The sequence below is a fragment of the Variovorax guangxiensis genome (genome assembly GCF_003952165.1).
GTDB lineage: Bacteria > Pseudomonadota > Gammaproteobacteria > Burkholderiales > Burkholderiaceae_C > Variovorax > Variovorax guangxiensis.
Map to the genome: position 1 here is coordinate 330,532 of NZ_RXFT01000001.1, position 26,636 is coordinate 357,167.

A 26,636-nucleotide genomic window follows, 5' to 3' on the forward strand; every position below is an offset into this window, starting at 1 on the left:
AACATGTTCAAGAAGATCCTGATCGCAAACCGTGGCGAAATCGCCTGCCGCGTCATTCAAACGGCCAAGAAGATGGGCATCCTCACCGTCGCCGTCTATTCCGACGCCGACAAGGAAGCCCGCCATGTCGAACTCGCCGACGAGGCCGTGCACATCGGCGCCGCGCCCAGCCGCGAGAGCTACCTGCAGGCCGACCGCATCATCGCGGCCTGCAAGAAGACCGGGGCCGAAGCGGTGCACCCGGGCTATGGCTTCCTGTCGGAGAACGAGGCCTTCGCCCGGCAGGTCGAGGAAGAGGGCATCGCCTTCATCGGGCCCAAGCACTATTCGATCGCGGCGATGGGCGACAAGATCGCCTCGAAGAAGCTCGCGAACGAAGCCAAGGTCAACACCATTCCGGGCTGGAACGACGCCATCGAGACGGCGGAGCGCGCGGTCGAGATCGCCAGGGACATCGGCTATCCGGTGATGATCAAGGCCTCGGCCGGCGGCGGGGGCAAGGGCCTGCGCGTGGCCTTCAACGACAAGGAGGCCTTCGAGGGCTTCACTTCGTGCCGCAACGAGGCGCGCAACAGCTTCGGCGACGACCGCGTGTTCATCGAGAAGTTCGTCGAGGAGCCTCGCCACATCGAAATCCAGGTGCTGGGTGACTCGCACGGCAACGTCATCTACCTGAACGAGCGCGAGTGCTCCATCCAGCGCCGCCACCAGAAGGTGATCGAGGAGGCGCCGTCGCCCTTCATCTCCGACGCCACGCGCAAGGCGATGGGCGAGCAGGCCGTGGCGCTGGCCAAGGCGGTGAAGTACCAGAGCGCGGGCACGGTGGAGTTCGTGGTCGGCAAGGACCAGAGCTTCTACTTCCTCGAAATGAACACCCGCCTGCAGGTGGAGCACCCGGTGACGGAGTGCATCACCGGCCTCGACCTGGTGGAACTGATGATCCGCGTGGCCGCCGGCGAGAAGCTGCCGCTGACGCAGGAGCAGGTGAAGCGCGAGGGCTGGGCCATCGAGTGCCGCATCAACGCCGAAGACCCGTTCCGCAACTTCCTGCCTTCCACCGGCCGGCTGGTGAAGTTCCAGCCGCCGGGCGAGACCATGTTCGCGAGCGACACGCAGCGCCTGAACGGCGTGCGCGTGGACACCGGCGTGTACGAGGGCGGCGAGATCCCGATGTACTACGACTCGATGATCGCCAAGCTCATCGTGCACGGCAAGGATCGCCAGCACGCGATCGCCCGCATGCGCGAGGCGCTCAACGGCTTCGTGATCCGCGGCATCAGCAGCAACATCCCGTTCCAGGCGGCGCTGCTGGCCCATCCGAAGTTCGTGGCGGGCGACTTCAACACCGGCTTCATCGCCGAGCACTATGGCAAGGGCTTCCACGCGGAGGACGTGCCGCACGCCGATCCCTCGTTCCTGGTCGCGCTGGCGGCGTACGTGCATCGCCGCTACCGTGCAAGGGCTTCCGGCATCAGCGGGCAGCTCGAAGGGCATGGCGTGAAGGTGGGCGAGCAGTTCGTCGTGGTCGAGTTGGGGCACGAGGGCAAGCATGTGCACCACCCGGTGTCCGTCACCGACTTCCACGGCAAGACTGGCGCGAGCTCGGTGACCGTGAACGGCAAGACCTACAAGATCGACAGCAGCCTGGCGCTGGGTTCGATCCGGGTGCAGGGCATCGTCAACGACAGGCCCTTCACCGCGCAGGTGGAGCGTGGCGCGGGCAAGAACCCGCTGGCGCTTCGTGTGTCGCACGACGGCACGCAGATCGAGGCGATGGTGCTCTCGCCGCTGGGCGCGCGCCTGCTCGAACTCATGCCCTACAAGGCGCCGCCGGACCTCAGCAAGTTCCTGATGTCGCCGATGCCGGGGCTGCTGGTGGAGGTGTCGGTGCAGCCGGGGCAGCAGGTGCGCGCCGGCGAGAAGCTGGCCGTCATCGAGGCGATGAAGATGGAAAACGTGCTGTTCGCCGCGCAGGACGGCGTGGTGGGCAAGATTTCGGCGAACAAGGGCGAGTCGCTCGCCGTCGATCAGATCATTCTGGAGTTCAACTGATGGGTGCCAACGACTTTCAACAGGCAGTCACGCTGCATCGCCCGGCCAAGATCGCGACGCCGCAGGGCCCGTGGTCCGTCGAGGCGATCCAGGCGCTGCTCGACAAGCCGCTGATGGACCTGCTCTTCGAGGCGCAGACCGTGCACCGCCAGCATTTCCCCGAAGGCGACATCGAGCTGGCGACGCTGCTGTCGGTGAAGACCGGCGGCTGTCCCGAGAACTGCGGCTACTGCCCGCAGTCGGCCGAGTTCGACACCGGCGTGAAGGCGCAGAAGCTCATGGAGGTCGACGAGGTGGTGCGCGCCGCGCAGGCCGCCAAGGACGCCGGCGCCACGCGCTTCTGCATGGGCGCCGCATGGCGCGCGCCCAAGGACCGCGACGTCGAGAAGGTGGCGGTGCTGGTCGAGGCCGTGAAGGGCCTGGGCATGCAGACCTGCGCCACGCTCGGCATGCTGGAGCCGCATCACGCGCACCAGCTGAAGGCCGCCGGCCTCGACTACTACAACCACAACCTCGACACCGCGCCCGAGTACTACACCGACGTGGTCGACACGCGCACTTATCAAGATCGGCTCGACACGCTGGCCAACGTGCGCAGCGCCGGCATCAGCGTGTGCTGCGGCGGCATCGTCGGCATGGGCGAGCAGCCGGTGCACCGCGCGGGGCTGATCGCGCAGCTGGCCAACCTGAATCCGTATCCGGAATCGGTGCCCATCAACAGCCTGGTGCGCGTGCCCGGCACGCCGCTGGCCGACTCGGAGCCGGTCGACCCGTTCGATTTCGTGCGCATGATCGCGGTGGCCCGCATCACCATGCCGACCGCGCGCGTGCGGCTGTCGGCCGGCCGCCAGCAGATGGGCGACGCGGTGCAGGCGCTGTGCTTCATGGCGGGCGCGAACTCGATCTTCTATGGCGACAAGCTGCTGGTCACCGGCAACCCCGACGTCGAGGCCGACACGGTGCTGCTGCGCAAGCTGGGGCTGAACTCGCGCCAGGTGCAGGAGCAGGCGGAAGGGTGCGCAGCATGACCGCCGCTACCGAGCGCCCCTTCAAGGTGCTGGGCATCCAGCAGATCGCCATCGGCGGGCCCGACAAGCTGCGGCTGCAGAAGCTGTGGGTCGACATGCTGGGGCTCGAAGTCACCGGCACCTTCAAAAGCGAGCGCGAGAACGTCGACGAAGACATCTGCGCGATGGGCGCGGGGCCCTTCAAGGTCGAGGTCGACCTGATGCAGCCGCTGGACCCCGAGAAGAAACCCGCCGTTCACACGACGCCGCTGAACCATGTCGGCCTGTGGATCGACGATCTGCCCAAGGCCGTCGAGTGGCTCACGGCTCAGGGCGTGCGCTTTGCGCCGGGCGGCATCCGCAAGGGCGCGGCGGGCTTCGACATCTGCTTCCTCCACCCGAAGGCGAACGACGAGTTCCCGGTCGCTGGCGAGGGCGTGCTCATCGAGATGGTGCAGGCGCCGCCCGAGGTGGTGGCCGCCTTCGGAGCGCTGGCCGCTACGCGTTGACGATCTTCTTGATGGGCGGCTTCACGTCCGAACTGCGCGGCGGCAGCATCGGCTGGTGCTCGCGCGCCGGGTTCAGGATGATCGAGGTCGCCGTCTCGGTGAGGATGCAGAACTTGGTGACCACCGCGTCGAGGTGGCTCACGTCGATCACCGCGATCTCCAGGATCCAGCTGTCCTCGCCAGTCACGTTGTAGGCATTGACGCACTCGGGCGTCTCCTGCACCAGCTTGACGACGAGGTCGTAATCGGCGCGGCCGACGCGAATGATGGCGCGGATACCGTAGCCCAGCTTGCCGAGGTTGACGGTGGCGCGGTAGCCGCTGATGACGCCGGCCGCCTCCAGCTTCTTCACGCGCTCGGTCACGGCCGGCTGGCTCAGGTGCACGCGGCGGCCCAGTTCGGCCATGGTCAGGCGTGCGTCGGCCTGCAGCTCGGCGAGGATGCGGGTGTCGTGGGCGTCCAGGGCGGGGTTCAAGGAAAAGTCCATGCAAGTCCTTCAAATCGACGGTGAAGCGGCGGCAGAACCATGAAAACTGCATGGCTGCGGGAGGATGGCTTTCATACCATGACCGGCACTCGATACCAACAAGAGACGCCATCGACATGCCGACCCTCGCTTCTCCCGCACAAGCCGCACCGGGCACCACTCGGCCCGGGCTGCCGCCGCTGCTGTGGCTTTGCCTCGCCGCCACATGGGTGGTGTGGGGCTCCACCTATCTCGCGATCAAGTACGCGCTGATCAGCTTTCCGCCTTTCCTGCAGATGGGCTCGCGCTTCCTGGTCGCAGGTGTGCTCCTCGCGGCCTGGATGCGCTGGCGCGGGGCGCCGTGGCCCTCGCTCGTGCAGTGGCGCAATGCGCTGATCGTCGGCGCGCTGATGCTGGGCGGCGGCATGGGCGGCACGGCCTACGCGGAGGTGTCTATCGGCTCCGGTCTGGTGGTGGCGTTCATCGCGGTGATCCCGCTGCTGATCGCGTTGCTCAACCTGATCTGGGGCGTGAAGCCATCGAAGCTGGAGGCCGCCGGCATCGCGCTCGGCCTCGTCGGCGTGCTGATGCTCACGCAGGGCAGCGGATTCCGCTCGTCGCCAGAAGGCCTTGTGGCCATCTGCATCGCCACGGCCTGCTGGTCTCTGGGCAGCGTGCTGAGCCAGCGCAGCCTGCCGCTGGCGCCCGGCGCGATGGGCTTCGCGAGCGAGATGCTCTGCGGCGGCGTGGTGCTGATGGTGCTCGCGGCCGTGTCCGGCGAAACCATGAGCTGGCCGCCTCAGCCCGAAGCGCTCGCCGCCTGGGTCTACCTGGTGGTGTTCGGCTCGCTGATCGCCTTCAACGCCTACATGGTGCTGCTGGCCAGGGCTCCGGCCGCGCTCGCCGCGAGCTACACCTTCGTCAACCCGGTGATCGCGATGCTGCTGGGCGTGTGGATCGCCAACGAGGCCGTGACCCGCTTCGAGTGGTACGCCGTGGCCGTGGTGCTGGCCGGCGTGCTGCTGATGCTCTTCAAGCGCAGAGGTTGAACCGGGCTGGTCAGGAACACCGCGGAACCGGCTCCGCCGGGCCGCAGGTGTTGCCCCCGGAAGGGGGGCGCGCAGCGACACGAAGTGCGCGAAGCCTGGGGGAGAGCCTTGCTATGCGCCGGGGCGGCGCCACACGGCCAAAGTAGCCGCGAGCAGCCACATGCCGGCTGCGCAGCCGCGGTTCATCAGCCTGATGCCCCGCTGCGAGAGGAAGCGCACGGCCTGCGTGCCGGCGCCCGCGTAGGCCAGCATCACGCAGGTGTCGAGCACGACGAAGACGGCGCCGAGCAGCAGGTATTGCGGGCCCTGCGGCTTCGCGATGTCGACGAACTGCGGCAGGAAGGCCGCGAAGAACAGCACCGTTTTCGGGTTCGACAGCGCCACCGCGAGGCTGCGCACGAGGGCGATGCGCCCCTGCGGCCGCATCTCGAGCGGCGACTTGGCCAGCGCGGTGCGCAGGTCGGTCGCCTCGCTGCGCCAGAGCTTGATGCCCAGCCACACGAGGTAGGCGACACCGGCCACGCGGATGGCATTGAAGAGCCATTCGGAAGCCGCCAGCAGCGAACCCAGTCCGAACGCCACGACCGCGATCAGCGTGATGCTGCCAAGCGATGCCCCGGCAATGCCCCAGCTCGCGCGGCGCATGCCGCCTTCGATGCCGTTGGACAGCGCCAGCAGCATCGTCGGCCCCGGAATCAGGGCCAGCGCGAGCGAAGCGATCACGTAGATGAGCAGGGTGTCGAGCGTCATGGTTTGGCAGCCGGTGGTCGTCGTTGTTGGGAGGCGGCGCGGGCGCGCGCCAGGGCGGCTTCGACGACGGAGCGCTTGCGGGCGTCGGCGTCTTGCGGCGCATTCTCGGGCTCGGGGGCGGTTTCGGCCAGCCGGGCGTCGGTGTTGCGGTGCCTGCCGTGCACCTCGTAGCGGCTGCGCGCGCTGCGGGCCTGCTCGGCCGACCAGGCCTGCCAGCCGCTGAGGCCCGGCGTCTCGACTTCGAGCGAGATGCAGTCGACCGGACAGACCGGAATGCACAGCTCGCAGCCCGTGCAATGGGCTTCGATCACCGTGTGCATGCGTTTGTTGATGCCGACGATGGCGTCGGTGGGGCAGGCGTCGAGGCACAGCGTGCAGCCGATGCACCAGGCCTCGTCGATGACGGCCATGGCGCGCGGGCCTTCGGTGCCGAACCGGGGATCGAGGGGCAGGGCGGGGCGGCCGGTGATGCGGGCGAGCCGCTCTATGCCTTCCGCGCCGCCGGGCGGGCACTGGTTGATGCCGGCCTCGCCGTCGGCCACGGCCTGCGCGTAGCCTGCGCAATCCGGGTAGCCGCAACGTGTGCACTGCGTCTGAGGCAGTGCGTCGTTGATCCGTGCGGCGAGCCCGTTCACTTTGCGTTGTCGATGCGCTGCCGTTTCAGCGGGCGGTGCGCTTCTTCGCCGCCACGGTCGCGGCCTTCTTCACCGGCGCCTTCTTGGCGGCCACGGAGGCGGGGATCCTGCGGCCGGGTTTGACGGTGTCTTCGGCGCCCAGGCCGCCGCGGCTGCTGGCACGGCTTTGCGGCTGGTCGTTGGCCGCGATGAACTTCAGCACCTTCGGATAGACCAGTTCGCGCCAGCGGCGGCCGCTGAAGATGCCGTAGTGGCCGGCGCCCTTGACCTCGTAGTGCTCGCGCTTGTCGTCGGCGATGCCGGTGCACAGGCTGTGCGCGGCCTCGGTCTGGCCCGAGCCGGAGATGTCGTCGAGCTCGCCTTCGACCGTCAGCAAGGCGGTGGCGTGGATGTCCTGCGGCCGCACGCGCTCCACCTGGCCCTTGGGGTTGCGGACGTCCCAGGTGCCGTTGACCAGGTCGAACTCCTGGAACACCGTGCGGATGGTCTCGAGGTAGTAATCGGCGTCCATGTCGAGCACGGCGTTGTACTCGTCGTAGAACTTGCGGTGGGCCTCGGCGCTGGCGTCGTCGCCCTTGATGAGGTCCTTGAAGTAGTCGTAGTGGCTGCTGGCGTGGCGGTCGGGGTTCATCGCCACGAAGCCGGTGTGCTGCAGGAAGCCGGGGTAGACCTTGCGGCCCGCGCCGGGGAAGCCCTGCGGCACGCGATAGATCACGTTGTTCTCGAACCACTCGAAGCTCTTGTTCATCGCGAGGTTGTTCACCGCCGTGGGAGACTTGCGAGCGTCGATGGGGCCGCCCATCATGGTCATGGTGAGCGGCAGCGGTTCGCCGCGGCTGGCCATGAGCGACACGGCAGCGAGCACCGGCACCGTCGGCTGGCACACGCTCACCACGTGGCAGTTGCCGTACTCGGCCTGCAGCCGGCGGATGAACTCCTGTACGTAGTTGATGTAGTCGTCGAGGTGGAACTCGCCCTCGGCCAGCGGCACCATGCGCGCGTTCTTCCAGTCGGTGATGTAGACCTTGTGGTCCTGCAGCATGGTGCGCACCGTATCGCGCAGCAGCGTGGCGTAGTGGCCCGACAGGGGCGCCACGACCAGCACCACGGGCTGGCTCTTGAGCGTCTTGAGGATGTGCGGCTCGTCGGTGAAACGCTTGAAGCGGCGCAGCTCGCAGAAGGGCTTGTCGAGCTCGACGGCTTCCTGGATCACGACCTCCGCGCCGTCGACCTTGACGGACTTGATGTTGAACTCGGGCTTCTCGTAGTCCTTGCCCAGCCGGTAGAGCAGGTCGTAGCTCGCGGCCATGCGCTGGGAGATCGGAAGCTGGCCCCACACGGCACCGGGGCTGTAGAGCTTGGAGGCCGCCTGTGCGAAGTCCGCGAAGGGCTCCATCAGGGAACGCTGGGCTTCGTAGAGTTGATAGAGCATCGGAGTCTTGGAGTGGAATGTTGCGGCGCAATATATCAGCGCATCCGCTGCATTGCAGGAGGCCTAACCCCTACATTCACCCGCCGCCGGGGCTCTTCTCGGAGGGAGTGCGAAGGAATCGTCGCCCTGGGCGGATTCCCTCACACATTGCTGTCACCTAGATGACTTTGGCGATCGAAGCGCAGACGTGCCCGATGTTCTTGCTGTTGAGCGCTGCCACGCACATGCGGCCGGTGTCGGTGCCGTACACGCCGAACTCGTTGCGCAGGCGGACCATCTGGTCCTTGGTGAGGCCCGAGTAGCTGAACATGCCGATCTGGGTGGTGATGAAGCTCATGTCTTCCTTCACGCCGGCGGCCTTCAGGCCGTCGACCAGCGCCTGGCGCATGGCCTTGATGCGCACGCGCATCTCGCCCAGTTCTTTCTCCCACAGGGCGCGCAGCTCGGGGTTGCCGAGCACCGCGGCCACCACGGCGCCGCCGTGCGTGGGCGGGTTGCTGTAGTTGGTGCGGATGGCGATCTTGAGCTGCGACAGCACGCGGCCGGCTTCTTCCTTGTTCTCGCACAGCACCGACAGGGCGCCCACGCGCTCGCCGTACAGGCTGAAGCTCTTGGAGAAGGAGGTCGAGACGAAGAAGGTCAGGCCGGCTTCGACGAACTTGGCGACGGCGGCGCCGTCTTCCTTCAGGCCGTAGCCGAAACCCTGGTAGGCCATGTCGAGGAAGGGCACCAGGCCCTTGGCCTTGACGGCGGCGACCACCTGGTCCCACTGGGCCGGGGTGATGTCGTACCCGGTCGGGTTGTGGCAGCAGGCGTGCAGCACGACGATGGTGCCGGCGGGGGCTGCGTTGAGGGCGGCCAGCATGCCGTCGAAGTTGATGCCGCGCTTTGCGGCGTCATAGTAGGGGTAGCTCTCGACTTCGAAGCCGGCGTTGGTGAAGAGCGCGCGGTGGTTTTCCCAGCTCGGGTCGCTGATCAGCACCTTGGCGTTGGGGTTGAGCTTCTTCAGGAAGTCGGCGCCGACCTTCAGGCCGCCAGTGCCGCCGATGGCCTGGATGGTGGCCACGCGGCCGGAGGTGACGGGTTCGCTGTCGGCACCGAAGACCAGTGCCTTGACGGCGTTGTCGTAGGCGGCGATGCCGTCGATGGGGAGGTAGCCGCGCGCGGTGGGCGCCTTCATCATGTTCTGCTCGGCCGCCTGCACGCACTGCAGCAGGGGCAGCTTGCCGTTGTCGTCGTAATAGACGCCGACGCCGAGATTGACCTTGTTGGGGTTGGTGTCGGCTGCGAATTGTTCGTTGAGGCCGAGGATCGGGTCGCGCGGTGCCATTTCGACCGCGGTGAACATAGACATGGAAAGGTCCTTTGGGATGAAAGCTGCGCTGCAACCGGATGTGGCTTTATGCTTTCCGGTTGCCTTGAATTTTACCGGCGCGAGCGCCACCTGTCGGGAACAGCCATGCCAGACAACAACGAAGCCATAGCAGACCTGAAGAAACTCGACCCGATCGGGCCGGCGAAGCAGGGCGAGTTCGTCAAGTTCCCGGGTTCACCCTTCGAGCTCTACCAGCCCTATCCGCCGGCTGGCGACCAGCCCACGGCCATCGAGGGGCTGGTGGAAGGCGTGAAGGACGGCGAGTCGTTCCAGACCCTGCTGGGCGTCACCGGCTCCGGCAAGACCTTCACCATGGCCAACGTGATCGCCCGCCTGGGCCGCCCGGCCATCGTGTTCGCCCCCAACAAGACGCTGGCGGCGCAGCTCTACAGCGAATTCCGCGAGTTCTTCCCCAAGAACGCCGTCGAATACTTCGTCAGCTACTACGACTACTACCAGCCAGAGGCCTACGTGCCCCAGCGCGACCTGTTCATCGAGAAGGACTCGTCGATCAACGAGCACATCGAGCAGATGCGCCTGTCGGCCACCAAGAGCGTGCTGGAGCGGCGCGACACGGTCATCGTGGCCACGGTGAGCGCTATCTACGGCATCGGCACGCCCGAGGACTACATGGAGATGCGGCTGATTGCCCGCGTCGGCGACAAGGTCGGCCAGCGCGACCTGATCTCGCAGCTGATCCGCATGCAGTACACGCGCAACGAGCAGGACTTCGCCCGCGGCACGTTCCGGGTGCGCGGCGACACCATCGACGTCTTCCCGGCCGAGCACAGCGAACTGGCGATCCGCTTCGAGCTGTTCGACGACGAGATCGAGTCGCTGCAGCTCTTCGACCCGCTGACCGGGCGCGTCCGGCAGAAGGTGCCGCGCTTCACGGTGTACCCGTCGAGCCACTACGTGACGCCGCGCGACAAGGTGCTGGCGGCGGTGGAAACCATCAAGCTCGAGCTGGCCGACCGGCTCAAGGAACTGCTGGGCGTCGGCAAGCTGGTGGAGGCGCAGCGGCTGGAGCAGCGCACGCGCTTCGACCTCGAGATGCTTTCGGAAATCGGCCACTGCAAGGGCATCGAGAACTACACGCGCCACCTCTCGGGCGCCGCGCCGGGCGATCCGCCGCCCACGCTGACCGACTACCTGCCGAAGGACGCGCTGATGTTCCTCGACGAGAGCCACCAGATGGTCGGCCAGCTCGGCGGCATGTACAACGGCGACAGGGCGCGCAAGGTCACGCTGGTCGAGTACGGATTTCGCCTGCCGAGCGCGCTGGACAACCGGCCGCTCAAGCTGGAGGAGTTCGAGGCCCGGGTGCGCCAGTGCATCTTCGTCTCGGCCACGCCGGCGCAGTACGAGAAGGACCATGCCGGCAACGTGGTCGAGCAGCTGGTGCGGCCCACCGGGCTGATCGACCCCGAGGTCGAAGTGCGCCCCGCCACGCACCAGGTGGACGATGTGCTGGGCGAAATCCGCACCCGGGTCGAGAAGAACGAGCGCGTGCTGATCACCACGCTGACCAAGCGCATGGCCGAGCAACTGACCGACTACCTGGGCGACAACGGCGTGAAGGTGCGCTACCTGCACAGCGACGTCGACACGGTGGAGCGGGTGGAGATCCTGCGCGACCTGCGCCTGGGCACTTTCGACGTGCTGGTGGGCATCAACCTGCTGCGCGAGGGGCTGGACATTCCGGAGGTGTCGCTGGTGGCGATCCTCGACGCCGACAAGGAAGGCTTCCTGCGCGCGGAGCGCTCGCTGATCCAGACCATCGGCCGCGCCGCGCGGAACCTGAACGGCAAGGCCATCCTGTACGCCGACAGGATGACCGACTCGATGAAGAAGGCCATCGGCGAAACCGAGCGCCGCCGCGCCCGGCAGATCGCCTACAACGAAGCCAACGGCATCACGCCGCGCAGCATCGTCAAGCAGGTGCGCGACCTGATCGACGGCGTCTACAGCGAAAAGAGCGGCAAGGAAGCGGCCAAGCTCGACCTGGAGCGCGCCAAGGTCGAGGACATGAGCGAGAAGGACATTGCCCGCGAAATCAAGCGGCTCGAGAAGCAGATGCTGGAGCACGCACGCAACCTCGAATTCGAGAAGGCAGCCCGGGTTCGCGACCAGCTGGCGCTGCTGCGGGAACAGGCGTTCGGGGCCTCGGGCGGCGACAACATCGCCGGTCTGGCGCAGTAAGCCGGACGTTCGCATCTCCCTGCGAACCCGCGCTGGGGTTTACCCGAGCAGACCTCGGGGGCTTCTGTTATACTTGAGCGAAATACTCAACAACAAAGAGAAGAACTTCGCGATGAAGGACCGACTCCTACCGGCTGGTTCACCAGCGTCAGGGGTCGGGCAGGGCGGAGACGAGGTCACCGCGGTCCTGGACCAAGGTGTCGTTTCAACGGTAAGCACTTGAAGGAGCTTGCGATGCGTCTCACTACCAAAGGCCGTTTTGCGGTCACAGCCATGATCGATCTGGCGTTGCGTCAGAACACCGGTCCGGTCACGCTGGCCGCGATCAGCCAGCGGCAGCAGATCTCGCTGTCGTACCTCGAACAGCTATTCGGCAAGCTGCGCCGTCACGAGCTGGTCGAGTCGACCCGCGGCCCCGGGGGCGGCTACAGCCTCGGCCGCAAGGCAGCGGACATCACAGTGGCCGACATCATCGTCTCCGTTGATGAGCCCATCGACGCTACCCAGTGCGGCGGCAAGGAAAACTGCCTCGGCGAAGCCGGCCGCTGCATGACTCACGAGCTCTGGGCCTCTCTGAACCAGCGCATGGTCGAGTTCCTCGACTCCGTCACCCTGCAGAAGCTGGTCGACGACCAGATCGCCAAGGGCGTGCAGATCGAGAACAAGCCGGTCGTCAAGCGCGCCATCTCCGCGCAGCCGGTGGTCAAGCCGATTCGTGTGAACGCGCCGAATTCGGTGTTCGCGCTCGGGAACGCATTCGCGAAGTCCTGATAGCGCCGAGTCAGAGTCCCGGCGGCGCCTTCGGGCGCCCAGCCTGAGCAGCCCAGATCAAAGAACAACCCCCACGCCAGCACGAGCCAGCCATGGACGTAACTCCTCATTTTCCGATCTATCTCGATTACGGCGCCACCACGCCGGTCGACCCGCGCGTGGTCGACGCCATGATTCCCTGGTTGCGCGAGCACTTCGGCAACCCGGCGTCGCGCAGCCACGCATGGGGCTGGGAGGCTGAGGAGGCGGTCGAGAAGGCACGCGGCCAGGTGGCCGAACTGATCAACGCCGACCCGCGCGAGATCGTCTGGACCTCGGGCGCCACGGAGTCGATCAACCTCGCGCTCAAGGGCGCAGCCAATTTCTACAAGGGCAAGGGCAAGCACCTCATCACCCTGAAGACCGAGCACAAGGCCGTGCTCGACACCATGCGCGAACTGGAGCGCCAGGGCTTCGAGGTCACCTACCTCGACGTCGAGGAAAACGGCCTCGTCGACCTCGAAAAGTTCAAGGCAGCGATCCGCCCCGACACCATCCTGGTCAGCGTGCTCTTCGTGAACAACGAGATCGGCGTGATCCAGGACGTGGTCTCCATCGGCAACATCTGCCGCGAAAAGGGGATCGTCTTCCACGTCGACGCTGCCCAGGCCACCGGCAAGATCGACATCGACATCACGAAGCTGCCCATCGACCTGATGAGCCTGGCCTCGCACAAGACCTATGGCCCCAAGGGTATCGGCGCCCTGTACGTGCGCCGCAAGCCGCGCGTGCGCCTCGAGGCGCAGATGCACGGTGGTGGCCATGAGCGCGGCATGCGTTCGGGCACGCTGCCCACGCACCAGATCGTCGGCATGGGCGAGGCCTACCGCATCGCCAAGCTGGAGATGCACAAGGACATCGAACACGCGCGCCGTCTGCAGAAGCGTCTGCTCGACGGCCTGAAGGATGTCGAGCAGGTGTTCATCAACGGCGACCTCGAACACCGCGTGCCGCACAACCTGAACATGAGCTTCAACTACGTCGAGGGCGAGTCGCTGATCATGGGCATCAAGGGCCTGGCGGTGTCGTCGGGTTCGGCCTGCACCTCGGCCAGCCTGGAGCCCAGCTACGTGCTGCGCGCCCTGGGCCGCAGCGACGAACTGGCCCACAGCAGCCTTCGCATGACCATCGGCCGCTTCACGACCGAAGAAGAGATCGACTACGCCATTTCGACCATCAAGCACAACGTTGCCAAGCTGCGCGAGCTGAGCCCCCTGTGGGAGATGTTCCAGGACGGCGTGGACATCAGCACGATCCAGTGGTCGGCCCACTGACGCAGGTCAGACCCGCACCAGGCACCACGATTGAACAAAGTTTGAGAGGTACACCATGGCATATTCTTCCAAGGTCATCGACCACTACGAAAACCCGCGCAACGTCGGCTCCTTCGAAAAGGGCGACGACTCCGTCGGCACCGGCATGGTCGGCGCCCCGGCCTGCGGCGACGTGATGAAGCTGCAGATCAAGGTCAACCCCGAAACCGGCGTGATCGAAGACGCTCGCTTCAAGACCTACGGCTGCGGCTCGGCCATCGCCTCGTCGTCGCTCGTGACCGAATGGGTCAAGGGCAAGACGCTCGACGAAGCGGCCGCGCTCAAGAACGCGCAGATCGCCGAGGAACTGGCGCTGCCGCCGGTGAAGATCCACTGCTCCATCCTGGCGGAAGACGCCATCAAGGCAGCCGTGAACGACTACAAGGCCAAGCACGGCGTCAAGACCGAAACCGGTGCCGCTGCCGAAGCTGTCCACTGACATGGCCGTCACGCTGACAGAAGCCGCTGCCCGACATGTCACCCGCTACCTCGGCAAGAGGGGCAAGGGGGTGGGTGTGCGGCTGGGCGTGAAGACCACGGGTTGCTCTGGCCTGGCCTACAAGCTCGAGTACGTGGACGAACTGGCGCCCGAAGACGTGGTCTTCGAAGACCACGGCGTGAAGGTGCTGGTCGATCCGAAGAGCCTCGCCTACATCGACGGCACGCAGCTCGACTTCGTGCGCGAGGGCCTGAACGAGGGCTTCAAGTTCAACAACCCCAACGAGCGTGACCGCTGCGGTTGCGGGGAAAGCTTCCGCATCTGAACTGATGCGCCGTCGCTGACTGCGACCACAGCCGCCAACATGTCATGTGCTGGCGGTTTTTTCTTGCCATGAACCTGAACGACACCGACTTTCAACTGTTCGCCGTCCCGGCGACCTTCGCGCAGGACCGCACAGTGCTCGACGCGCGCTGGAAAGAGCTGCAGCGCGAGGCCCACCCGGACCGCTTCGCCGCGCAAGGCGCCGCGGCGCAGCGCGTGGCCATGCAGTGGTCGGTGCGCATCAACGAGGCTTACCAGCGCCTGAAGGACCCGATCCGCCGCGCCAGCTACATCTGCGAGCTGAACGGCGCGCCGCTCGATGCCGAGAACAACACGGCGATGCCGTCCGATTTCCTGATGCAGCAGATGGAGTGGCGCGAATCCCTCGACGAGGTGACGGACATCGCTTCGCTCGAGAAGCTGCAGGCGGAGGTCGAGGCCGGCCGCGCGCGCGCGCTGTCGTCGCTCGACTGGCTCATCGACGAGAAGGGCGACTACCCGGCGGCGGCCAGGCAGGTGAGAGCCCTCATGTTCATTGAGCGCTTCGCGCAGGACGTCGAAGCCAAGTTCGATCAGTTGGGACAATAACGGCATGGCTCTTCTCCAGATTTCCGAACCCGGCCAGGCGCCCGACCCGCATCAGCGCCGCATCGCCGTGGGCATCGACCTCGGCACCACGCATTCGCTGGTGGCCTCGGTGCGCAACGGCGTGGCCGAATGCCTGCCCGACGACCAGGGCCGCCTGCTGCTGCCTTCGGCCGTACGCTACCTCGAGGGCGACCGCCGCCAGATCGGCTTCGACGCGCTGGCCGCTCGTGCGCAGGACCCGGCCAACACCATCACTTCGGTGAAGCGCCTCATGGGCCGCGGCCTGGCCGACATCGCGAACCGCGAGTCGATGTCGTACCGCATCGGCAGCGGCGACGGCGGCATGGTCAAGGTGCAGACGCTGGCGGGCGAGAAGTCGCCGGTCGAGATCAGCGCCGAGATCCTCGCCACGCTGCGTTTCCGCGCTGAAGACACCTTCGACGACGAACTCTACGGCGCCGTCATCACCGTGCCCGCGTATTTCGACGAAGGCCAGCGCCAGGCGACCAAGGACGCCGCGCAACTCGCCGGCCTCAACGTGCTGCGCCTGATCAGCGAGCCCACGGCTGCTGCCATCGCCTACGGCCTCGACAACGCGAGCGAAGGCGTCTACGCGGTCTACGACCTGGGCGGCGGCACCTTCGACATCTCGATCCTGCGGCTCACGCAGGGCGTTTTCGAAGTCATTGCGACCGGCGGCGACTCGGCCCTCGGCGGCGACGACTACGACCATGCGCTGGCCGACTTCGTGCTCGCGCAGACTGGCCTGCAGGCCGGCAGCGATGCCGACAAGGCTGCGTTGCTCGTGGCAGCCCGTGCGGCGAAGGAAGCCCTGACCGATTCGGCGACGGTCGTGTTCAAGGCAGAGGTCGCAGGCAAGACCGTTTCGCTCGACCTGACGCGCGAGCAGTTCTACGCCGCCACCCAGCCGCTGACCGACCGCACCATCGCCGCCGTGCGCAAGGCACTGCGCGACGCGAAGCTCAAGGCCGAAGAGCTCAAGGGCATCGTTCTGGTGGGTGGCTCCACGCGCATGCCGCAGGTCCGCCGCGCGGTGGCCGATTTCTTCGGCCGCGAGCCACTGGTCAACCTGAATCCCGACGAAGTCGTGGCGCTGGGCGCCGCCATCCAGGCCAATCAACTGGCCGGCAACAACGGTGCGGGCGAACTGCTGCTGCTCGACGTGATCCCGCTGTCGCTTGGCATCGAGACCATGGGCGGCCTCGTCGAGCGCATCGTGCCGCGCAACCAGACCATCCCGACGGCGATGGCGCAGGACTTCACGACCTACCAGGACGGCCAGACCGCACTGGCGCTGCACGTGGTGCAGGGCGAGCGCGACCTCGTCTCCGACTGCCGCAGCCTCGCGCGCTTCACGCTGCGCGGCATCCCGCCAATGGCGGCCGGCGCGGCGCGCATCCGCGTGACCTTCACGGTCGACGCAGACGGCCTGCTGAGCGTGAGCGCGAAGGAGCAGGGCAGCGGCGTCGAGGCCAGCGTGGCGGTCAAGCCCTCGTATGGCCTGTCGGACGACCAGATCGCGACCATGCTGCAGGAAAGCTTCTCCACCGCGCAACAGGACATGCAAGCCCGCGCGCTGGTCGAGGCGCGCGTCGATGCCGATCGCATGCTGCTGGCCACGCAGAGCGCGCTCGATGCCGATGGCGACCTGCTGAACGACGAAGAGCGCGCGGCCATCGACGCATCGATGGCGCAGCTGCGCGAAGCCGCCAAGGGCAGTAACGAAGCCGCGACCATCGAGGCCGCCACCAAGAAGCTGGCCGACGACACCGAAGCCTTCGCCGCACAACGCATGAACGCGGGCATCGCGCGCGCGCTTGCCGGGCGCAAGGTCGAATCCCTCTAGAACAACAGCATGCCCACGATCAAGATCTACCCGCATCCCGAGTACTGCCCCGAAGGCGCAGAAATCACCGCGCCCGCCGGCACCTCGATCTGCGAGGCGCTGCTCGACAACCACATCGACATCGAGCACGCCTGCGAGATGAGCTGCGCCTGCACCACCTGCCACGTGATCGTGCGCGAAGGCTTCAACTCGCTGAACGAGGCGGAAGAGGGCGAGGAAGACCTGCTCGACCGCGCCTGGGGCCTGGAGCCGCAGTCGCGCTTGAGTTGCCAGGCGATCCTGGCGCAGGAGAATGTGACGATCGAGATTCCAAAGTACTCGATCAACCACGCCAAGGAAAACCACTGATGAGCGCAGCGCCGGGCCGCCCCAAGCAAGCTTGTACCGCAGTGCGAAGCACGGAGGTGCTTCGATGAGCCGCCAGATCGTCCTCGACACCGAAACCACCGGTCTCTCGGCCGAGAACGGCGACCGCATCATCGAGCTCGGCTGCGTGGAGCTGTTCAACCGCAAGCTCACCGGCAACGACCTGCACATCTACTTCAACCCCGAGCGCGAGAGCCACGAGGACGCGCTCAAGGTCCACGGCCTGACGACCGACTTCCTGCGCGACAAGCCCAAGTTCGGCACGCTGGCCAACGACATCGTCGAGTACCTGCGCGACGCCGAGATCATCATTCACAACGCGGCCTTCGACGTCGGCTTCCTCAACAAGGAGTTCGAGCGCGCGGGCCTGCCGCCGCTGCGCACCTTCGTCGGCGAAGTGACCGACACGCTGGCCATGGCCAAGCAGGTGTATCCGGGCAAGCGCAACTCGCTCGACGCGCTGTGCGACCGTTTTGGCGTCGACCGCTCGAACCGTACCTTCCACGGCGCCAAGCTCGACGCGCAGCTGCTGGCCGACGTCTACATCAACCTCACGCGCGGGCAGGACGCGCTGCTCATCGACGTGGCCGCAGCGGAGCCTGTGCAGGGCACCACCGTGGTGGCCGTCGACCTGAGCCAGTTCGAGTTGCCGGTGATCATGGCGGCCGAGCATGAGCTCACCGCACATGAGGCCGTGCTGGTCCAGCTCGACAAATCGAGTGGCGGCCGGACGCTGTTTCGAGAAAACGTCTGAGTTTCTTGAAAGCAGCTGAAAAGCTATGGCATAATCTGAGGCTTCGCAGAACGCGATACGTTTTCTAGGCACCGAGGCAAAAAGCAGCGGTGCCGAGGGCGGTTAGCTCAGGGGTAGAGCACAGCATTCACACTGCTGGGGTCGGAGGTTCGAAGCCTCCACCGCCCACCAATCAAAAAGCGACCTGGATTTCCAGGTCGCTTTTTTGTTTTGTGCGTCGAGAGGGGTTTCGGTTCGCCTCTCTCTGCTTCTCTATCCGTTGACTACTTCGTGGCGCCGAAGAGGTCGCCGCAGTTGTCGCACGCGAAGTACAGCTTCTGCTCTGCGCACTGCACCGAACCCGTCGCACCGGCGCGGATCTGCCAGTCGCACGATTTGCCCTGCCTCACAAGCGTGCCTTCGGCGTAGCAGGGCGCCAGTTCGTAGTTGTCGTGCAGCGTCTTGTAGTCGACCTCGCGTGCCTTCGAGAAGAACTCGCGCGCCTGTCCATGGCTGCGTGGCACGTCGGAGCTGCGGCAGGTGGCCGGCGAGTCGGAGTGGAAGTCCGCAACGTAGATATTGCTGAAGGCGGTGTCGCGAGTCGTCGCGCAAGAGGAAAGCAGCACGGCCCCGATTGCGAGACCCACCGCGCGGAGTCTCACTTCCATATCGCCGAACTCGCTTCGCCGGGGTTCTTGTACGACACCGTCGGATGCCGGTAGACATCTTCCGGCTTGAGATTGAACTGCGCATACAGCACCTCGATGAGCCACTGCAGCGAGCTGTTCTGCGCAGCGGTCACGGCCTCGTAGTTCTTGTCGTCGATGTGCATGCCGACCAGCTCGATGCCGATCGAGTCGCTGTTCACCGGATAGCGTTCCGGATACGGCTTCGCGCGCTCGTGCGCGTCGATGGCGTTGATCTGGTTGACCCACGACATCGCCAGCATCTTTGCCATTGCACCCGTGTCGCAGCTGCTCTTGTTGATGGTCAGGCACTTCGACTTGATCAGCTTGCCGACGTGATAGCAACGCGCGAGAACGCTCGCCGTCTGGTAGATCTGGCCGTTCTTGTCGATGAGGAAATGGGCGCCGTTGCCGCCCACCTGATAGCCGTTGAGGCTGGATTCGGCGGTGCCCGAGTCGGTCTGGTGAACGACGATGGCGAGCACGCTGGGGAGGGTGCCGTGTTCGATTCCCGGTGATCGTCGCAGGATCACCTTGGGGTCGATCAGCATCCCGTTTGCATCGATGGTGGACATTTCTCTCCCTGAAGAAAGTGACGCGATGACGGTTGCCTGCCGGGCTCCGGCAGCACGGGCCAGTACAACACATCCACCGTCGATGCCCAAGTCGCAGGAAGTAGTAACGCGACCTCCGGGCGACGATCCTGCAACAGTCGTCATTACCGTGTCACGAAGCTCTTGTCGCCCGTTGTCGGCCCGCACCGACGGCAAATGCAGCCCGCAGCTGTCGAATTTCTCGCACCGATGACCTAGAACCAGAAGGAAAGGAGCGCAGCCATGGCCACTCATCCCGACATTCCGCCGCCCGTCGCGCCCGACCTGCCCGTCGAGCCCGACGAAGGACCCGAGACGCCGCCCGACGAGCCCACCGATCCCGAGCCGCCCCCGTCCGCGCACTGAGATAGCGAAGCTCCCGCGCAAGCCGCGCTAAGCTCGCGCGATGGACGAAATTGATTGCGCCGTCATCGGCGGTGGTGTGGTGGGCTTGGCAGTGGCACGCGCCTTGGCGCTCGCGGGCCGGGAGGTGCTGGTGCTCGAATCCGAAGGGGCCATTGGCACAGGAACGAGTTCGCGCAACAGCGAGGTCATTCATGCCGGCATCTACTACCCGCAGGGCTCGCTCAAGGCGAACCTGTGCGTCGAGGGCAAGCAGTTGCTTTACGCCTACGCTGCCGAGCGCGGTGTGCCACACCAGCGCTGCGGCAAGCTGATCGTCGCCACCTCGCCCGAGCAGGCCGATCAGCTCGAAGCCATCCAGCAGAAGGCGGCTGCGAACGGCGTCGATGACCTTGTCCTGCTCACGGCACGGCAGGCCATTGCGATGGAGCCGCAGTTGCACTGCGTGGCTGCGCTGCATTCGCCCAGCACCGGCATCGTCGACAGTCATGCCCTCATGCTGAGCTTGCTGGGCGATCTGGAGAACGCCGGCGGGATGCTGGCGCTGAAGTCGCCGATCACGCGCGCGGAGTGCGGTGATGGCGCCATCGTGCTGGCGGCCGAAGACGGCACCGTGCTGCGCTGCCGCAGCGTGGTCAATGCGGCGGGCCTCGGGGCGCCGGCATTGGCCCGGCGCTTCGAGGGCCTGCCGCCGTCGTCGGTGCCGAAGGAGTACTTCGCCAAGGGCAACTACTTCACCCTGTCGGGGCGTGCGCCGTTCGGCCGGCTCGTCTACCCCGTGCCCGAGCCGGGCGGGCTGGGCGTGCATCTCACGATCGACCTGGGCGGCCAGGCCAAGTTCGGGCCGGACGTGCAATGGGTTTCATCTCCCGGCGAACTGGTTGTGGATCCCTCGCGCGGCGAGGGTTTCTACTCCGAAGTCCGCAAGTACTGGCCCGCGCTGCCGGATGGCGCGCTGATTCCGGGCTATGCGGGCATGCGGCCCAAGATTTCGGGGCCCGGCGAGCCGGCCGCCGACTTCATGATCGACGGGCCCGCATCGCACGGCGTGCCGGGGCTGGTGAACCTGTTCGGCATCGAGTCGCCCGGCCTCACGAGCAGTCTGGCCATCGGGCTGTACGTCGCCCGGCTGCTGGCCGAAGCATGACTGCGGAGGGGAGCAGGCGTCAGCCGATACCCATCGTGCGACAAAGTCTGCACATCTGTAGCGCCTGAGGGCCTTTCGAGCCTGTAACATGACAGCACGCCACTTGCTGGCGCGAAGCCGCCGGCGCGGTGCCGGTGTCATCACGGAGGAAAGTTTCCAATGAGTGCATCCCAAAATCTTGAAGCGGCAGCCGAAGACATTGCAAGCGACGTGCGCGGCGTGCTGGCGAGCAAGGACCTGGATTCGGTTCCCCACATCAAGGCGCTGCGCCAGCGCATCGACACCAAGCTGGCCATCGCACGCGAACTCGCGGCGGAGAAGAGCAAGCTCGCCGCCAAGAAGGCCCGCGAAGCGGCCAGCTCCGCCAACGCCTACGCCCACGACGAACCATGGCAGATCGCCGGTGCCGCATTGGCCGTCGGCGTGCTGGTGGGCCTGCTGCTTGGCCGCCGCTGACCAGGTAGTGCACGGCAGCAGCGGCGTTTCCGTTCACCCGGGCATGACTGGGGCCAGCCGATGAGGCTGCTCTCCCTGTTCGGACTGAACGCCCGCATCCGCCGGCTGCGCATCGCCGCGGCCGAGGGCGCCTTGGCGGCCGAGGACCGGGTGCAACTGCTGCGCATGGCCTGGGAAGACGAGAAGCAGCGGCTAAAGCTGATGCTCGTCCTCGGCCTGGCCGTGCTGGGGCTTACCACGGTCACGGTGGCTCTGCTGTCCGTGGCGGTGGTGGTGAACTTCTGGGACACGCCTCACCGCGTCACCGCCGCGTGGTCGGTGGCTGGCGTATGGATCGCGCTCTGGCTGGCGGCCGTCATCGGGCTGCTGCTGACCCTGCGCAATGCGGCCAACAGTTTCGTGCCTGCTCGCCGGGAGTTCGAGCGTGACTGGGCCTGGGCCCAGGAGCGTTTCGGCCTCGGCAAGGACCCAGGGGAGGACGAGGAAGCACCGCGCCGCGTCCGCCGTCCGGCCACGCGCGAAGAACTGCTTGCTCGCATGGAGATCCAGCGCCAGCGCATCGCGACGATGCAGGGCGGGCGCGAGACTCAGCCCGCGCCCGAGGCGGATGCCCCTCCGCCCAACGAGTCGGCCGCCGCTGCCGCGCTGCGCATCGCGCGTGCGCACCCGGTGGCCACCGGCGTCGTCGCGGCGGCTGCCGTGGTGGTGATCCGGCCGAAGCGGCTGCTGCGCTGGGCTGCGGTCATTGCGCCAGTGCTCTGGCGCATGCGCTGAGAGACTGAAGAGAAAAGGCGCTCAGGCCTTGCTGCCGCGATCGCGCAGCAGCGCCTGGGCCGCTTCGCGGACCAGCGCCGGGCCGCGATAGATCAGGCCGGTGTAGATCTGCACCACGTCCGCGCCTGCGGCGATCTTCGCCTTGGCATCGGCGCCGCTGAGGATGCCCCCCACGCCGATGATCGGAAAGTCCTTGCCCAGCGCCGCACGCAGCTGCGCGACTACGCGGTTGCTCGCCTCGCGCACCGGCGCGCCCGACAGGCCTCCCGCTTCCTCCGCGTGCGGCAATCCCTTTACCGCATCGCGCGCCAGCGTGGTGTTGGTGGCGATCACGCCGTCCATGCCGTGGCGCTTGAGCGTGGCTGCGATCACCGAGACCTGTGCTTCGTCGAGGTCGGGCGCGATCTTCACGAAGAGCGGCGAGCGCTTGCCGCCATGGCGCGTGGTCAGGGTTTCGCGCCGATCGGCCACTGCGCCAAGCAGGGCATCGAGCGCTTCGTCGCTCTGCAGCGAGCGCAGGTTGGCGGTGTTGGGGCTGGAGATGTTGATCGTCACGTAGTCGGCATGCGGGTACACGCCGTCGAGGCAGGCCAGGTAGTCGTCCACCGCGCGCTCGATGGGCGTGGCGGCGTTCTTGCCGATATTGAGGCCCAGCAGCATCGGCGACTTCGCGCCGCTGCCGTTCTTGCGGAAGCGTGCCTTCTGCACGTTGGCCAGGAAGGCGTCCAGCCCCTCGTTGTTGAAGCCCAGCCGGTTGATCAGCGCGTCGCGCTGGGGCAGGCGGAACATGCGCGGCTTCGGGTTGCCCGGCTGGGCCTTCGGCGTCACCGTACCGACCTCGACGAAGCCGAAGCCCATGGCGGAGAAGGCGTCGATGCAGCGGGCGTTCTTGTCCAGCCCTGCTGCCAGGCCCACGCGGTTGGGAAAGGTCAGGCCGGCGAGCTCGACGGGATCGTCGACGCGCGGTGCCGAATAGGCGCAGGCCAGGGGAGTGTTCTGGGTGCGCGCCAGCCCGTCCAGCGTGATTTCATGGGCGTGTTCGGGGTCGAAGCCGAACAGGAAGGGGCGGGCCAGGCCGTAGAGCGAGGAGGGCATCAGCAGGGGCATCGGATAATTCGGGGCTTCAATGAGCCAAGGATTGTCCGTGATGACCACACCCGCCTCCCCAACCCCCTCCAAACCGCTTTCCCAGGACGAACTCAAGGCCCAGGTCGGCCGTGCCGCTCTGGCCTACGTGGTCAAGGGCGAAATCGTCGGTGTCGGTACCGGATCGACGGTGAACAAGTTCATCGACGCGCTGGCCACGATCAAGGACGAGATCAAGGGCGCCGTCTCCAGCTCGGTCGCCTCGACCGAACGCCTGCGCGCGCTGGGCATTCCAGTGTTCGACAGCAACGAGGTGGAGGAACTGTCGGTCTACATCGACGGCGCCGACGAGATCGATCACCGCGGTTTCATGGTCAAGGGCGGCGGCGCCGCGCTCACGCGCGAGAAGATCGTCGCGGCGCAATCGCGCAAGTTCGTCTGCATTGCAGATGAGTCGAAGCTGGTGCAGGTGCTGGGCGCGTTCCCGCTGCCGGTGGAGGTGATCCCGATGGCCGCGCGACGCGTGATGCGCCAGTTCGCGGCCATGGGCGGTATCGCCCAGGTGCGCGAGAAGGACGGCCTGCCGCTGGTGACCGACAACGGCCAGCACATCGTCGACGTGACGGGGCTGCGCATCACCGATCCGCTGGCGTTCGAGTCGACCGTGAGCCAATGGCCGGGCGTGGTGACGGTCGGCGTCTTCGCGCACCAGAAGGCCGACGTGTGCCTGCTGGGCACTGCGGCCGGCGTGAAGACGATGGAGTTCGCGGCCTGAGGTTGAAGCCCAGGCCGTGGGTGCCTAGAACTTGATGCCGGCCGGGTTGCTCGGCGTCGGCTCGCTCGAGGCCGGAGGCGGTGGTGCGGGTTGCGTGGCCGGGGCGGGCGCTTCGGCCCCCCGGGGCGCCGGCGTCGCTTGCTGGGCCACCAGCGGCCGGACCGGGCCATTGCGATAGCCCGCGGGCAGGCTGTTGCTCTTGGGATAGCCGGCCGCGTCGAGGTACTGCGACCATTCCACGTCCGAGAAGCCCTTGAGCTGCTGCGAACCGATCGTCAGCAGCGGCAACGCATTCTGGTTGCTCAGGCGCTGCAGGGCTTCGATGTCCGCGTTGCTCTTGACGGTGTGCTCCTCGAAAGGAATGCCGCGCGTCGTGAGCAGGGTGCGCGCCGCGCCGCACGGGCCGCATTCGTCCCCGCTGTAGAGGGTGACGGGATAGCGCTGCGCCACCTGGCGCAGTTCATAGGGCAGGCCGGCGGTGTTGGCGCCGGAAGGGGCCGTCGCGCCTTGCTGGCCGGCCGACGCCGGCTCGGTGCTCGCGCTCGGGGCGCGGTCGGAGAAGGTGACCTTGCCGTTCTTGTCCACCTGGCGGTAGATGGGTTGCGCCATCGCGCCCGCGGCGACGAGCACGAGGGCAAGGCCGGTCAGGCGATGCAATGGTGAGATTTTGTAAATCGTATGCATCGCCCGAGTATCGCAAGCTTCAGCGCCGCATCAAGCGGGCTGGGCCTGCGCCATGCCCTGGTGTCGCAGCAGCGCATCAAGCTGGGGCTCGCGGCCGCGGAACGCCTTGAACGAGTCCATCGCGCTGCGGCTGCCGCCAGCCTCCAGGATGGCCTGGCGGTACTTGCGGCCGGTCTCGATGTTCGGCTCGCCGTCGGCGCCCACGGTTTCCTCGAAGGCCGCGTAGGCGTCGGCGCTCAGCACCTCGGCCCACTTGTAGCTGTAGTAGCCGGCCGCATAGCCGCCCGCGAAGATGTGGCTGAACGTGTTCGGTGTACGGCTGAAGGGCGGCGACGGCATCACCGCGACTTCGGCACGCACGCGGCCCAGCAGGGCCATCACTTCGCCGGGCCTGGCGGTGGCGGCGTGGTACTCGGTGTGCAGCAGCATGTCGAACAGCGAGAACTCGATCTGGCGCAGCGTCTGCAGGCCGCTCTGGAAGTTCTTCGCGGCGGTCATCTTGTCGAAGAGGGCGCGCGGCAGCGGCTCGCCGGTGTCGACGTGGGCCGTCATGTGCTTGAGCACATCCCACTCCCAGCAGAAGTTCTCCATGAACTGGCTCGGCAGCTCGACCGCATCCCACTCGACGCCGCTGATGCCCGAGACGTCGCGCTCGTTCACCTGCGTGAGCATGTGGTGCAGGCCGTGGCCGAACTCGTGGAAGAGGGTGGTCACGTCGTCATGCGTGAGCAGCGGCGGCTTGCCATCGACGCCGCTGGCGAAGTTGCACACCAGCTGAGCGACGGGCGTCTGCAGCACGCCGTTGTCGGGGCGCAGCCAGCGGGCGCGCACGTCGTCCATCCAGGCACCGCCGCGCTTGGCTGCACGGGCGGAGGGGTCGAGGTAGAACTGGCCGACCTTCTGGCCGGCGCGCTCGATGCGATAGAACTCCACGCTCGGGTGCCAGGTGGGCGCCGAGTCGCGGCGGATCGACACCTCGAACAGCGTCTCGACGATCTTGAACAGGCCGGCCATGACCTTCGGCGCCGGGAAATACTGCTTCACCTCCTGCTCGCTGAAGGCATAGCGCGCCTCCTTGAGCTTCTCGCCGATGTAGCTCCAGTCCCAGGGCTGCGGATCGGTGATGCTCAGCTGCTCGGCCGCGAAGACGCGCAAGTCGGCAAGGTCGCGCTCGCCGTAGGGCTTGGCCTTGGCAGCGAGGTCGCGCAGGAACTTCACGACCTGCTCGGGCGACTCGGCCATCTTCGGCACGACCGACAGCTCGCCGTAGTTCCTGTAGCCCAGCAGCCCGGCTTCTTCCTCGCGCAGCGCGAGGATCTCGGTGATGAGGGAAGTGTTGTCGAAGGCCGTATCGCCGAACTCGCTGGCTCGCGTGACGTAGGCGCGATAGAGCTTCTCGCGCAGCGCGCTGCTTTTGGCGAACTGCATCACCGGCAGGTAGCAGGGCATCTTCAGCGTGAGCTTGTAGCCTTCCTTGCCATCGGCCTCGGCGGCCGCGCGCGCGGCGCTCACCACATCCTCGGGCACGCCTTCGAGCTCACCGAGAGCGGCGTAGTAGGCGAAGGCGTCGGTCGCGTCGAGTGCGTTCTCGCTGAACTTCTGGCTCAGCTCGGCCAGGCGTTCCTGGATGTCGGCGAAGCGCTTCTTGGCCTCGCCCTGCAGCTCGGCCCCGCCCAGCACGAAGTTGCGCACCGCATTGCTGTGGGCCTGGCGCTGCTCGGCATTGAGCGTCGTGGCGTCGATGGCCTTGTACTTGGCGTACAGGCGCTCGTCGGAGCCCAGGCGGGTCCAGAAGGCGGTAACGCGCGGCATGGCCTCGTTGTAGGCGGCGCGCAGCTCGGGCGTGTCGGCCACGGCGTTGAGGTGGCCGACGGCACCCCAGGCGCGGCTGAAGCGCTCCGAAGCCACGTCGAGCACCTTGGAGATCGCGTTCCAGTCAGCGGGAAAGTCGGGCGCGGTGACGGTCTGCAGCGCGGCCTCGGCATCGGCCAGCAGTGCATCGACGGCAGGAGCGACGTGCTCGGGCTTGACTCGGTCGAACAGCGGGAGATCGGTGAAATCGAGAAGCGGGTTGGTCATATGGGGGATCCTGTTCGAACGTGGCGAGACCATTTTTCGGGGGCCACCGCGGAACCGGCTCTGCCGGGCCGCCGGT

The 26,636-nt window shown here is 66.6% G+C and carries 28 protein-coding genes and 1 tRNA gene; 19 read left to right on the forward strand and 10 right to left on the reverse strand.

The window, feature by feature from the left end:
• Positions 1–3 precede the first annotated feature (3 nt).
• Genes accC through EJP67_RS01585 form a run of 3 tightly spaced genes read left to right on the forward strand, consistent with a single transcriptional unit; the run spans position 4 to position 3,568 of the window.
• Positions 4–2,052 (forward strand): acetyl-CoA carboxylase biotin carboxylase subunit, encoded by a 2,049-nt coding sequence (gene accC, locus EJP67_RS01575; RefSeq protein ID WP_126018705.1) that lies wholly within the window; start codon positions 4–6, stop codon positions 2,050–2,052.
• Positions 2,052–3,080 carry a biotin synthase BioB gene (gene bioB / locus EJP67_RS01580; protein ID WP_126018707.1) on the forward strand — a complete coding sequence of 343 codons (1,029 nt, stop codon included), beginning with the start codon at positions 2,052–2,054 and terminating at the stop codon, positions 3,078–3,080. The genes accC and bioB overlap by 1 nt, the downstream gene beginning before the upstream one ends.
• On the forward strand, positions 3,077–3,568 hold the full coding sequence (locus EJP67_RS01585) for a VOC family protein (RefSeq protein WP_126018709.1): 492 nt from the start codon (positions 3,077–3,079) through the stop codon (positions 3,566–3,568). The genes bioB and EJP67_RS01585 overlap by 4 nt, the downstream gene beginning before the upstream one ends.
• Here the strand turns inward: EJP67_RS01585 and EJP67_RS01590 are convergent.
• Entirely contained in the window at positions 3,558–4,055 is a 498-nt protein-coding gene (locus EJP67_RS01590; RefSeq protein WP_126018711.1) for an Lrp/AsnC family transcriptional regulator, read from the reverse strand. The two genes, EJP67_RS01585 and EJP67_RS01590, sit on opposite strands and share 11 nt — an antisense overlap.
• 116 nt (positions 4,056–4,171) lie before the next feature.
• Here EJP67_RS01590 and yedA point away from each other — a divergent pair, with 116 nt between their 5' ends.
• The gene (gene yedA, locus EJP67_RS01595) at positions 4,172–5,083 is read left to right on the forward strand and encodes a drug/metabolite exporter YedA (RefSeq protein WP_126018713.1); all 912 of its coding nucleotides are present in this window, start codon (positions 4,172–4,174) and stop codon (positions 5,081–5,083) included.
• A gap of 111 nt (positions 5,084–5,194) precedes the next feature.
• On the opposite strand, the gene EJP67_RS01600 is transcribed toward yedA, so the two are convergent.
• From EJP67_RS01600 to EJP67_RS01615, 4 genes are all read right to left on the reverse strand, one after another.
• A complete protein-coding gene (locus EJP67_RS01600; protein ID WP_126018715.1) occupies positions 5,195–5,833 on the reverse strand; it encodes a LysE family translocator in 639 nt (212 codons plus the stop codon).
• Positions 5,830–6,468, reverse strand: a complete 639-nt coding sequence (locus EJP67_RS01605) for an RnfABCDGE type electron transport complex subunit B (protein WP_126018717.1) — start codon at positions 6,466–6,468, stop codon at positions 5,830–5,832. The genes EJP67_RS01600 and EJP67_RS01605 overlap by 4 nt, the downstream gene beginning before the upstream one ends.
• A gap of 25 nt (positions 6,469–6,493) precedes the next feature.
• The gene (locus EJP67_RS01610) at positions 6,494–7,900 is read right to left on the reverse strand and encodes a polyhydroxyalkanoate depolymerase (protein ID WP_126018720.1); all 1,407 of its coding nucleotides are present in this window, start codon (positions 7,898–7,900) and stop codon (positions 6,494–6,496) included.
• Between the two features lie 157 nt (positions 7,901–8,057).
• Positions 8,058–9,254 (reverse strand): amino acid aminotransferase, encoded by a 1,197-nt coding sequence (locus EJP67_RS01615; RefSeq protein WP_126018722.1) that lies wholly within the window; start codon positions 9,252–9,254, stop codon positions 8,058–8,060.
• 105 nt (positions 9,255–9,359) lie between these two features.
• Between EJP67_RS01615 and uvrB the strand changes: the two genes are divergently transcribed.
• The 10 genes from uvrB to EJP67_RS01665 all read left to right on the forward strand — a co-directional run bounded on the left by uvrB (position 9,360) and on the right by EJP67_RS01665 (position 18,109).
• Complete coding sequence (gene uvrB / locus EJP67_RS01620) at positions 9,360–11,477, forward strand: excinuclease ABC subunit UvrB (RefSeq protein ID WP_126018725.1); 2,118 nt, start codon at positions 9,360–9,362, stop codon at positions 11,475–11,477.
• 234 nt (positions 11,478–11,711) lie between these two features.
• Positions 11,712–12,248 (forward strand): Fe-S cluster assembly transcriptional regulator IscR, encoded by a 537-nt coding sequence (iscR, locus tag EJP67_RS01625; protein ID WP_007828186.1) that lies wholly within the window; start codon positions 11,712–11,714, stop codon positions 12,246–12,248.
• Between the two features lie 92 nt (positions 12,249–12,340).
• The gene (locus EJP67_RS01630; protein ID WP_126018728.1) at positions 12,341–13,561 is read left to right on the forward strand and encodes an IscS subfamily cysteine desulfurase; all 1,221 of its coding nucleotides are present in this window, start codon (positions 12,341–12,343) and stop codon (positions 13,559–13,561) included.
• 55 nt (positions 13,562–13,616) lie between these two features.
• On the forward strand, positions 13,617–14,039 hold the full coding sequence (iscU, locus tag EJP67_RS01635; RefSeq protein WP_126018730.1) for a Fe-S cluster assembly scaffold IscU: 423 nt from the start codon (positions 13,617–13,619) through the stop codon (positions 14,037–14,039).
• 1 nt (position 14,040) lies between these two features.
• Positions 14,041–14,364, forward strand: a complete 324-nt coding sequence (gene iscA, locus EJP67_RS01640; protein ID WP_026346233.1) for an iron-sulfur cluster assembly protein IscA — start codon at positions 14,041–14,043, stop codon at positions 14,362–14,364.
• Between the two features lie 68 nt (positions 14,365–14,432).
• Entirely contained in the window at positions 14,433–14,951 is a 519-nt protein-coding gene (hscB, locus tag EJP67_RS01645) for a Fe-S protein assembly co-chaperone HscB (protein ID WP_126018733.1), read from the forward strand.
• Between the two features lie 4 nt (positions 14,952–14,955).
• Positions 14,956–16,818, forward strand: a complete 1,863-nt coding sequence (gene hscA / locus EJP67_RS01650) for a Fe-S protein assembly chaperone HscA (RefSeq protein WP_126018735.1) — start codon at positions 14,956–14,958, stop codon at positions 16,816–16,818.
• A gap of 9 nt (positions 16,819–16,827) precedes the next feature.
• On the forward strand, positions 16,828–17,166 hold the full coding sequence (gene fdx, locus EJP67_RS01655; protein WP_019653159.1) for an ISC system 2Fe-2S type ferredoxin: 339 nt from the start codon (positions 16,828–16,830) through the stop codon (positions 17,164–17,166).
• A gap of 64 nt (positions 17,167–17,230) precedes the next feature.
• Positions 17,231–17,938 (forward strand): DNA polymerase III subunit epsilon, encoded by a 708-nt coding sequence (gene dnaQ / locus EJP67_RS01660; protein WP_126018738.1) that lies wholly within the window; start codon positions 17,231–17,233, stop codon positions 17,936–17,938.
• A 96-nt stretch (positions 17,939–18,034) separates the two neighbouring features.
• Positions 18,035–18,109, forward strand: a tRNA-Val gene (locus EJP67_RS01665).
• 92 nt (positions 18,110–18,201) lie between these two features.
• On the opposite strand, the gene EJP67_RS01670 is transcribed toward EJP67_RS01665, so the two are convergent.
• Together EJP67_RS01670 and EJP67_RS01675 are read right to left on the reverse strand one after the other, a co-directional pair.
• Positions 18,202–18,585, reverse strand: a complete 384-nt coding sequence (locus tag EJP67_RS01670; protein ID WP_126018741.1) for a hypothetical protein — start codon at positions 18,583–18,585, stop codon at positions 18,202–18,204.
• Positions 18,576–19,178, reverse strand: coding sequence for a peptidoglycan recognition protein family protein (locus EJP67_RS01675; protein ID WP_126018743.1), 603 nt, complete (start codon positions 19,176–19,178; stop codon positions 18,576–18,578). Before EJP67_RS01675 ends, EJP67_RS01670 begins: the two co-directional genes overlap by 10 nt.
• 261 nt (positions 19,179–19,439) lie before the next feature.
• On the opposite strand from EJP67_RS01675, the gene EJP67_RS01680 reads away from it, so the two are divergent.
• The 4 genes from EJP67_RS01680 (at position 19,440) to EJP67_RS01695 (ending at position 21,936) form a co-directional block, all read left to right on the forward strand.
• Entirely contained in the window at positions 19,440–19,562 is a 123-nt protein-coding gene (locus EJP67_RS01680) for a stereocilin (RefSeq protein WP_126018747.1), read from the forward strand.
• A gap of 40 nt (positions 19,563–19,602) precedes the next feature.
• The gene (locus tag EJP67_RS01685) at positions 19,603–20,706 is read left to right on the forward strand and encodes an NAD(P)/FAD-dependent oxidoreductase (protein ID WP_126018750.1); all 1,104 of its coding nucleotides are present in this window, start codon (positions 19,603–19,605) and stop codon (positions 20,704–20,706) included.
• Positions 20,707–20,865: 159 nt separating this feature from the next.
• The gene (locus tag EJP67_RS01690; protein ID WP_125949733.1) at positions 20,866–21,162 is read left to right on the forward strand and encodes a glycine zipper domain-containing protein; all 297 of its coding nucleotides are present in this window, start codon (positions 20,866–20,868) and stop codon (positions 21,160–21,162) included.
• A gap of 60 nt (positions 21,163–21,222) precedes the next feature.
• Complete coding sequence (locus tag EJP67_RS01695) at positions 21,223–21,936, forward strand: phage holin family protein (RefSeq protein ID WP_126018752.1); 714 nt, start codon at positions 21,223–21,225, stop codon at positions 21,934–21,936.
• Between the two features lie 21 nt (positions 21,937–21,957).
• Here the strand turns inward: EJP67_RS01695 and EJP67_RS01700 are convergent, their stop codons facing one another.
• Positions 21,958–23,043, reverse strand: a complete 1,086-nt coding sequence (locus EJP67_RS01700; protein ID WP_126018754.1) for a quinone-dependent dihydroorotate dehydrogenase — start codon at positions 23,041–23,043, stop codon at positions 21,958–21,960.
• A gap of 40 nt (positions 23,044–23,083) precedes the next feature.
• Between EJP67_RS01700 and rpiA the strand changes: the two genes are divergently transcribed.
• The gene (gene rpiA, locus EJP67_RS01705; RefSeq protein ID WP_126018757.1) at positions 23,084–23,797 is read left to right on the forward strand and encodes a ribose-5-phosphate isomerase RpiA; all 714 of its coding nucleotides are present in this window, start codon (positions 23,084–23,086) and stop codon (positions 23,795–23,797) included.
• A 24-nt stretch (positions 23,798–23,821) separates the two neighbouring features.
• On the opposite strand, the gene EJP67_RS01710 is transcribed toward rpiA, so the two are convergent.
• Together EJP67_RS01710 and EJP67_RS01715 are read right to left on the reverse strand one after the other, a co-directional pair.
• Complete coding sequence (locus EJP67_RS01710; RefSeq protein ID WP_126018759.1) at positions 23,822–24,481, reverse strand: glutaredoxin family protein; 660 nt, start codon at positions 24,479–24,481, stop codon at positions 23,822–23,824.
• 30 nt (positions 24,482–24,511) lie between these two features.
• The gene (locus tag EJP67_RS01715) at positions 24,512–26,560 is read right to left on the reverse strand and encodes a M3 family metallopeptidase (RefSeq protein WP_126018761.1); all 2,049 of its coding nucleotides are present in this window, start codon (positions 26,558–26,560) and stop codon (positions 24,512–24,514) included.
• Between the last annotated feature and the right edge of the window lie 76 nt (positions 26,561–26,636).

What these genes read in the sequence shown, in the direction of transcription:
- accC (WP_126018705.1), top strand. Translation starts at nt 4, where the DNA reads ATGTTCAAGAAGATCCTGATCGCAAACCGTGGCGAAATCGCCTGCCGC.
- bioB (WP_126018707.1), top strand. Translation starts at nt 2,052, where the DNA reads ATGGGTGCCAACGACTTTCAACAGGCAGTCACGCTGCATCGCCCGGCC.
- EJP67_RS01585 (WP_126018709.1), top strand. Translation starts at nt 3,077, where the DNA reads ATGACCGCCGCTACCGAGCGCCCCTTCAAGGTGCTGGGCATCCAGCAG.
- EJP67_RS01590 (WP_126018711.1), bottom strand. Translation starts at nt 4,055, where the DNA reads ATGGACTTTTCCTTGAACCCCGCCCTGGACGCCCACGACACCCGCATC.
- yedA (WP_126018713.1), top strand. Translation starts at nt 4,172, where the DNA reads ATGCCGACCCTCGCTTCTCCCGCACAAGCCGCACCGGGCACCACTCGG.
- EJP67_RS01600 (WP_126018715.1), bottom strand. Translation starts at nt 5,833, where the DNA reads ATGACGCTCGACACCCTGCTCATCTACGTGATCGCTTCGCTCGCGCTG.
- EJP67_RS01610 (WP_126018720.1), bottom strand. Translation starts at nt 7,900, where the DNA reads ATGCTCTATCAACTCTACGAAGCCCAGCGTTCCCTGATGGAGCCCTTC.
- EJP67_RS01615 (WP_126018722.1), bottom strand. Translation starts at nt 9,254, where the DNA reads ATGTCTATGTTCACCGCGGTCGAAATGGCACCGCGCGACCCGATCCTC.
- uvrB (WP_126018725.1), top strand. Translation starts at nt 9,360, where the DNA reads ATGCCAGACAACAACGAAGCCATAGCAGACCTGAAGAAACTCGACCCG.
- iscR (WP_007828186.1), top strand. Translation starts at nt 11,712, where the DNA reads ATGCGTCTCACTACCAAAGGCCGTTTTGCGGTCACAGCCATGATCGAT.
- EJP67_RS01630 (WP_126018728.1), top strand. Translation starts at nt 12,341, where the DNA reads ATGGACGTAACTCCTCATTTTCCGATCTATCTCGATTACGGCGCCACC.
- iscU (WP_126018730.1), top strand. Translation starts at nt 13,617, where the DNA reads ATGGCATATTCTTCCAAGGTCATCGACCACTACGAAAACCCGCGCAAC.
- iscA (WP_026346233.1), top strand. Translation starts at nt 14,041, where the DNA reads ATGGCCGTCACGCTGACAGAAGCCGCTGCCCGACATGTCACCCGCTAC.
- hscB (WP_126018733.1), top strand. Translation starts at nt 14,433, where the DNA reads ATGAACCTGAACGACACCGACTTTCAACTGTTCGCCGTCCCGGCGACC.
- hscA (WP_126018735.1), top strand. Translation starts at nt 14,956, where the DNA reads ATGGCTCTTCTCCAGATTTCCGAACCCGGCCAGGCGCCCGACCCGCAT.
- fdx (WP_019653159.1), top strand. Translation starts at nt 16,828, where the DNA reads ATGCCCACGATCAAGATCTACCCGCATCCCGAGTACTGCCCCGAAGGC.
- dnaQ (WP_126018738.1), top strand. Translation starts at nt 17,231, where the DNA reads ATGAGCCGCCAGATCGTCCTCGACACCGAAACCACCGGTCTCTCGGCC.
- EJP67_RS01670 (WP_126018741.1), bottom strand. Translation starts at nt 18,585, where the DNA reads ATGGAAGTGAGACTCCGCGCGGTGGGTCTCGCAATCGGGGCCGTGCTG.
- EJP67_RS01675 (WP_126018743.1), bottom strand. Translation starts at nt 19,178, where the DNA reads ATGTCCACCATCGATGCAAACGGGATGCTGATCGACCCCAAGGTGATC.
- EJP67_RS01680 (WP_126018747.1), top strand. Translation starts at nt 19,440, where the DNA reads ATGGCCACTCATCCCGACATTCCGCCGCCCGTCGCGCCCGACCTGCCC.
- EJP67_RS01685 (WP_126018750.1), top strand. Translation starts at nt 19,603, where the DNA reads ATGGACGAAATTGATTGCGCCGTCATCGGCGGTGGTGTGGTGGGCTTG.
- EJP67_RS01690 (WP_125949733.1), top strand. Translation starts at nt 20,866, where the DNA reads ATGAGTGCATCCCAAAATCTTGAAGCGGCAGCCGAAGACATTGCAAGC.
- EJP67_RS01695 (WP_126018752.1), top strand. Translation starts at nt 21,223, where the DNA reads ATGAGGCTGCTCTCCCTGTTCGGACTGAACGCCCGCATCCGCCGGCTG.
- EJP67_RS01700 (WP_126018754.1), bottom strand. Translation starts at nt 23,043, where the DNA reads ATGCCCCTGCTGATGCCCTCCTCGCTCTACGGCCTGGCCCGCCCCTTC.
- rpiA (WP_126018757.1), top strand. Translation starts at nt 23,084, where the DNA reads ATGACCACACCCGCCTCCCCAACCCCCTCCAAACCGCTTTCCCAGGAC.
- EJP67_RS01710 (WP_126018759.1), bottom strand. Translation starts at nt 24,481, where the DNA reads ATGCATACGATTTACAAAATCTCACCATTGCATCGCCTGACCGGCCTT.
- EJP67_RS01715 (WP_126018761.1), bottom strand. Translation starts at nt 26,560, where the DNA reads ATGACCAACCCGCTTCTCGATTTCACCGATCTCCCGCTGTTCGACCGA.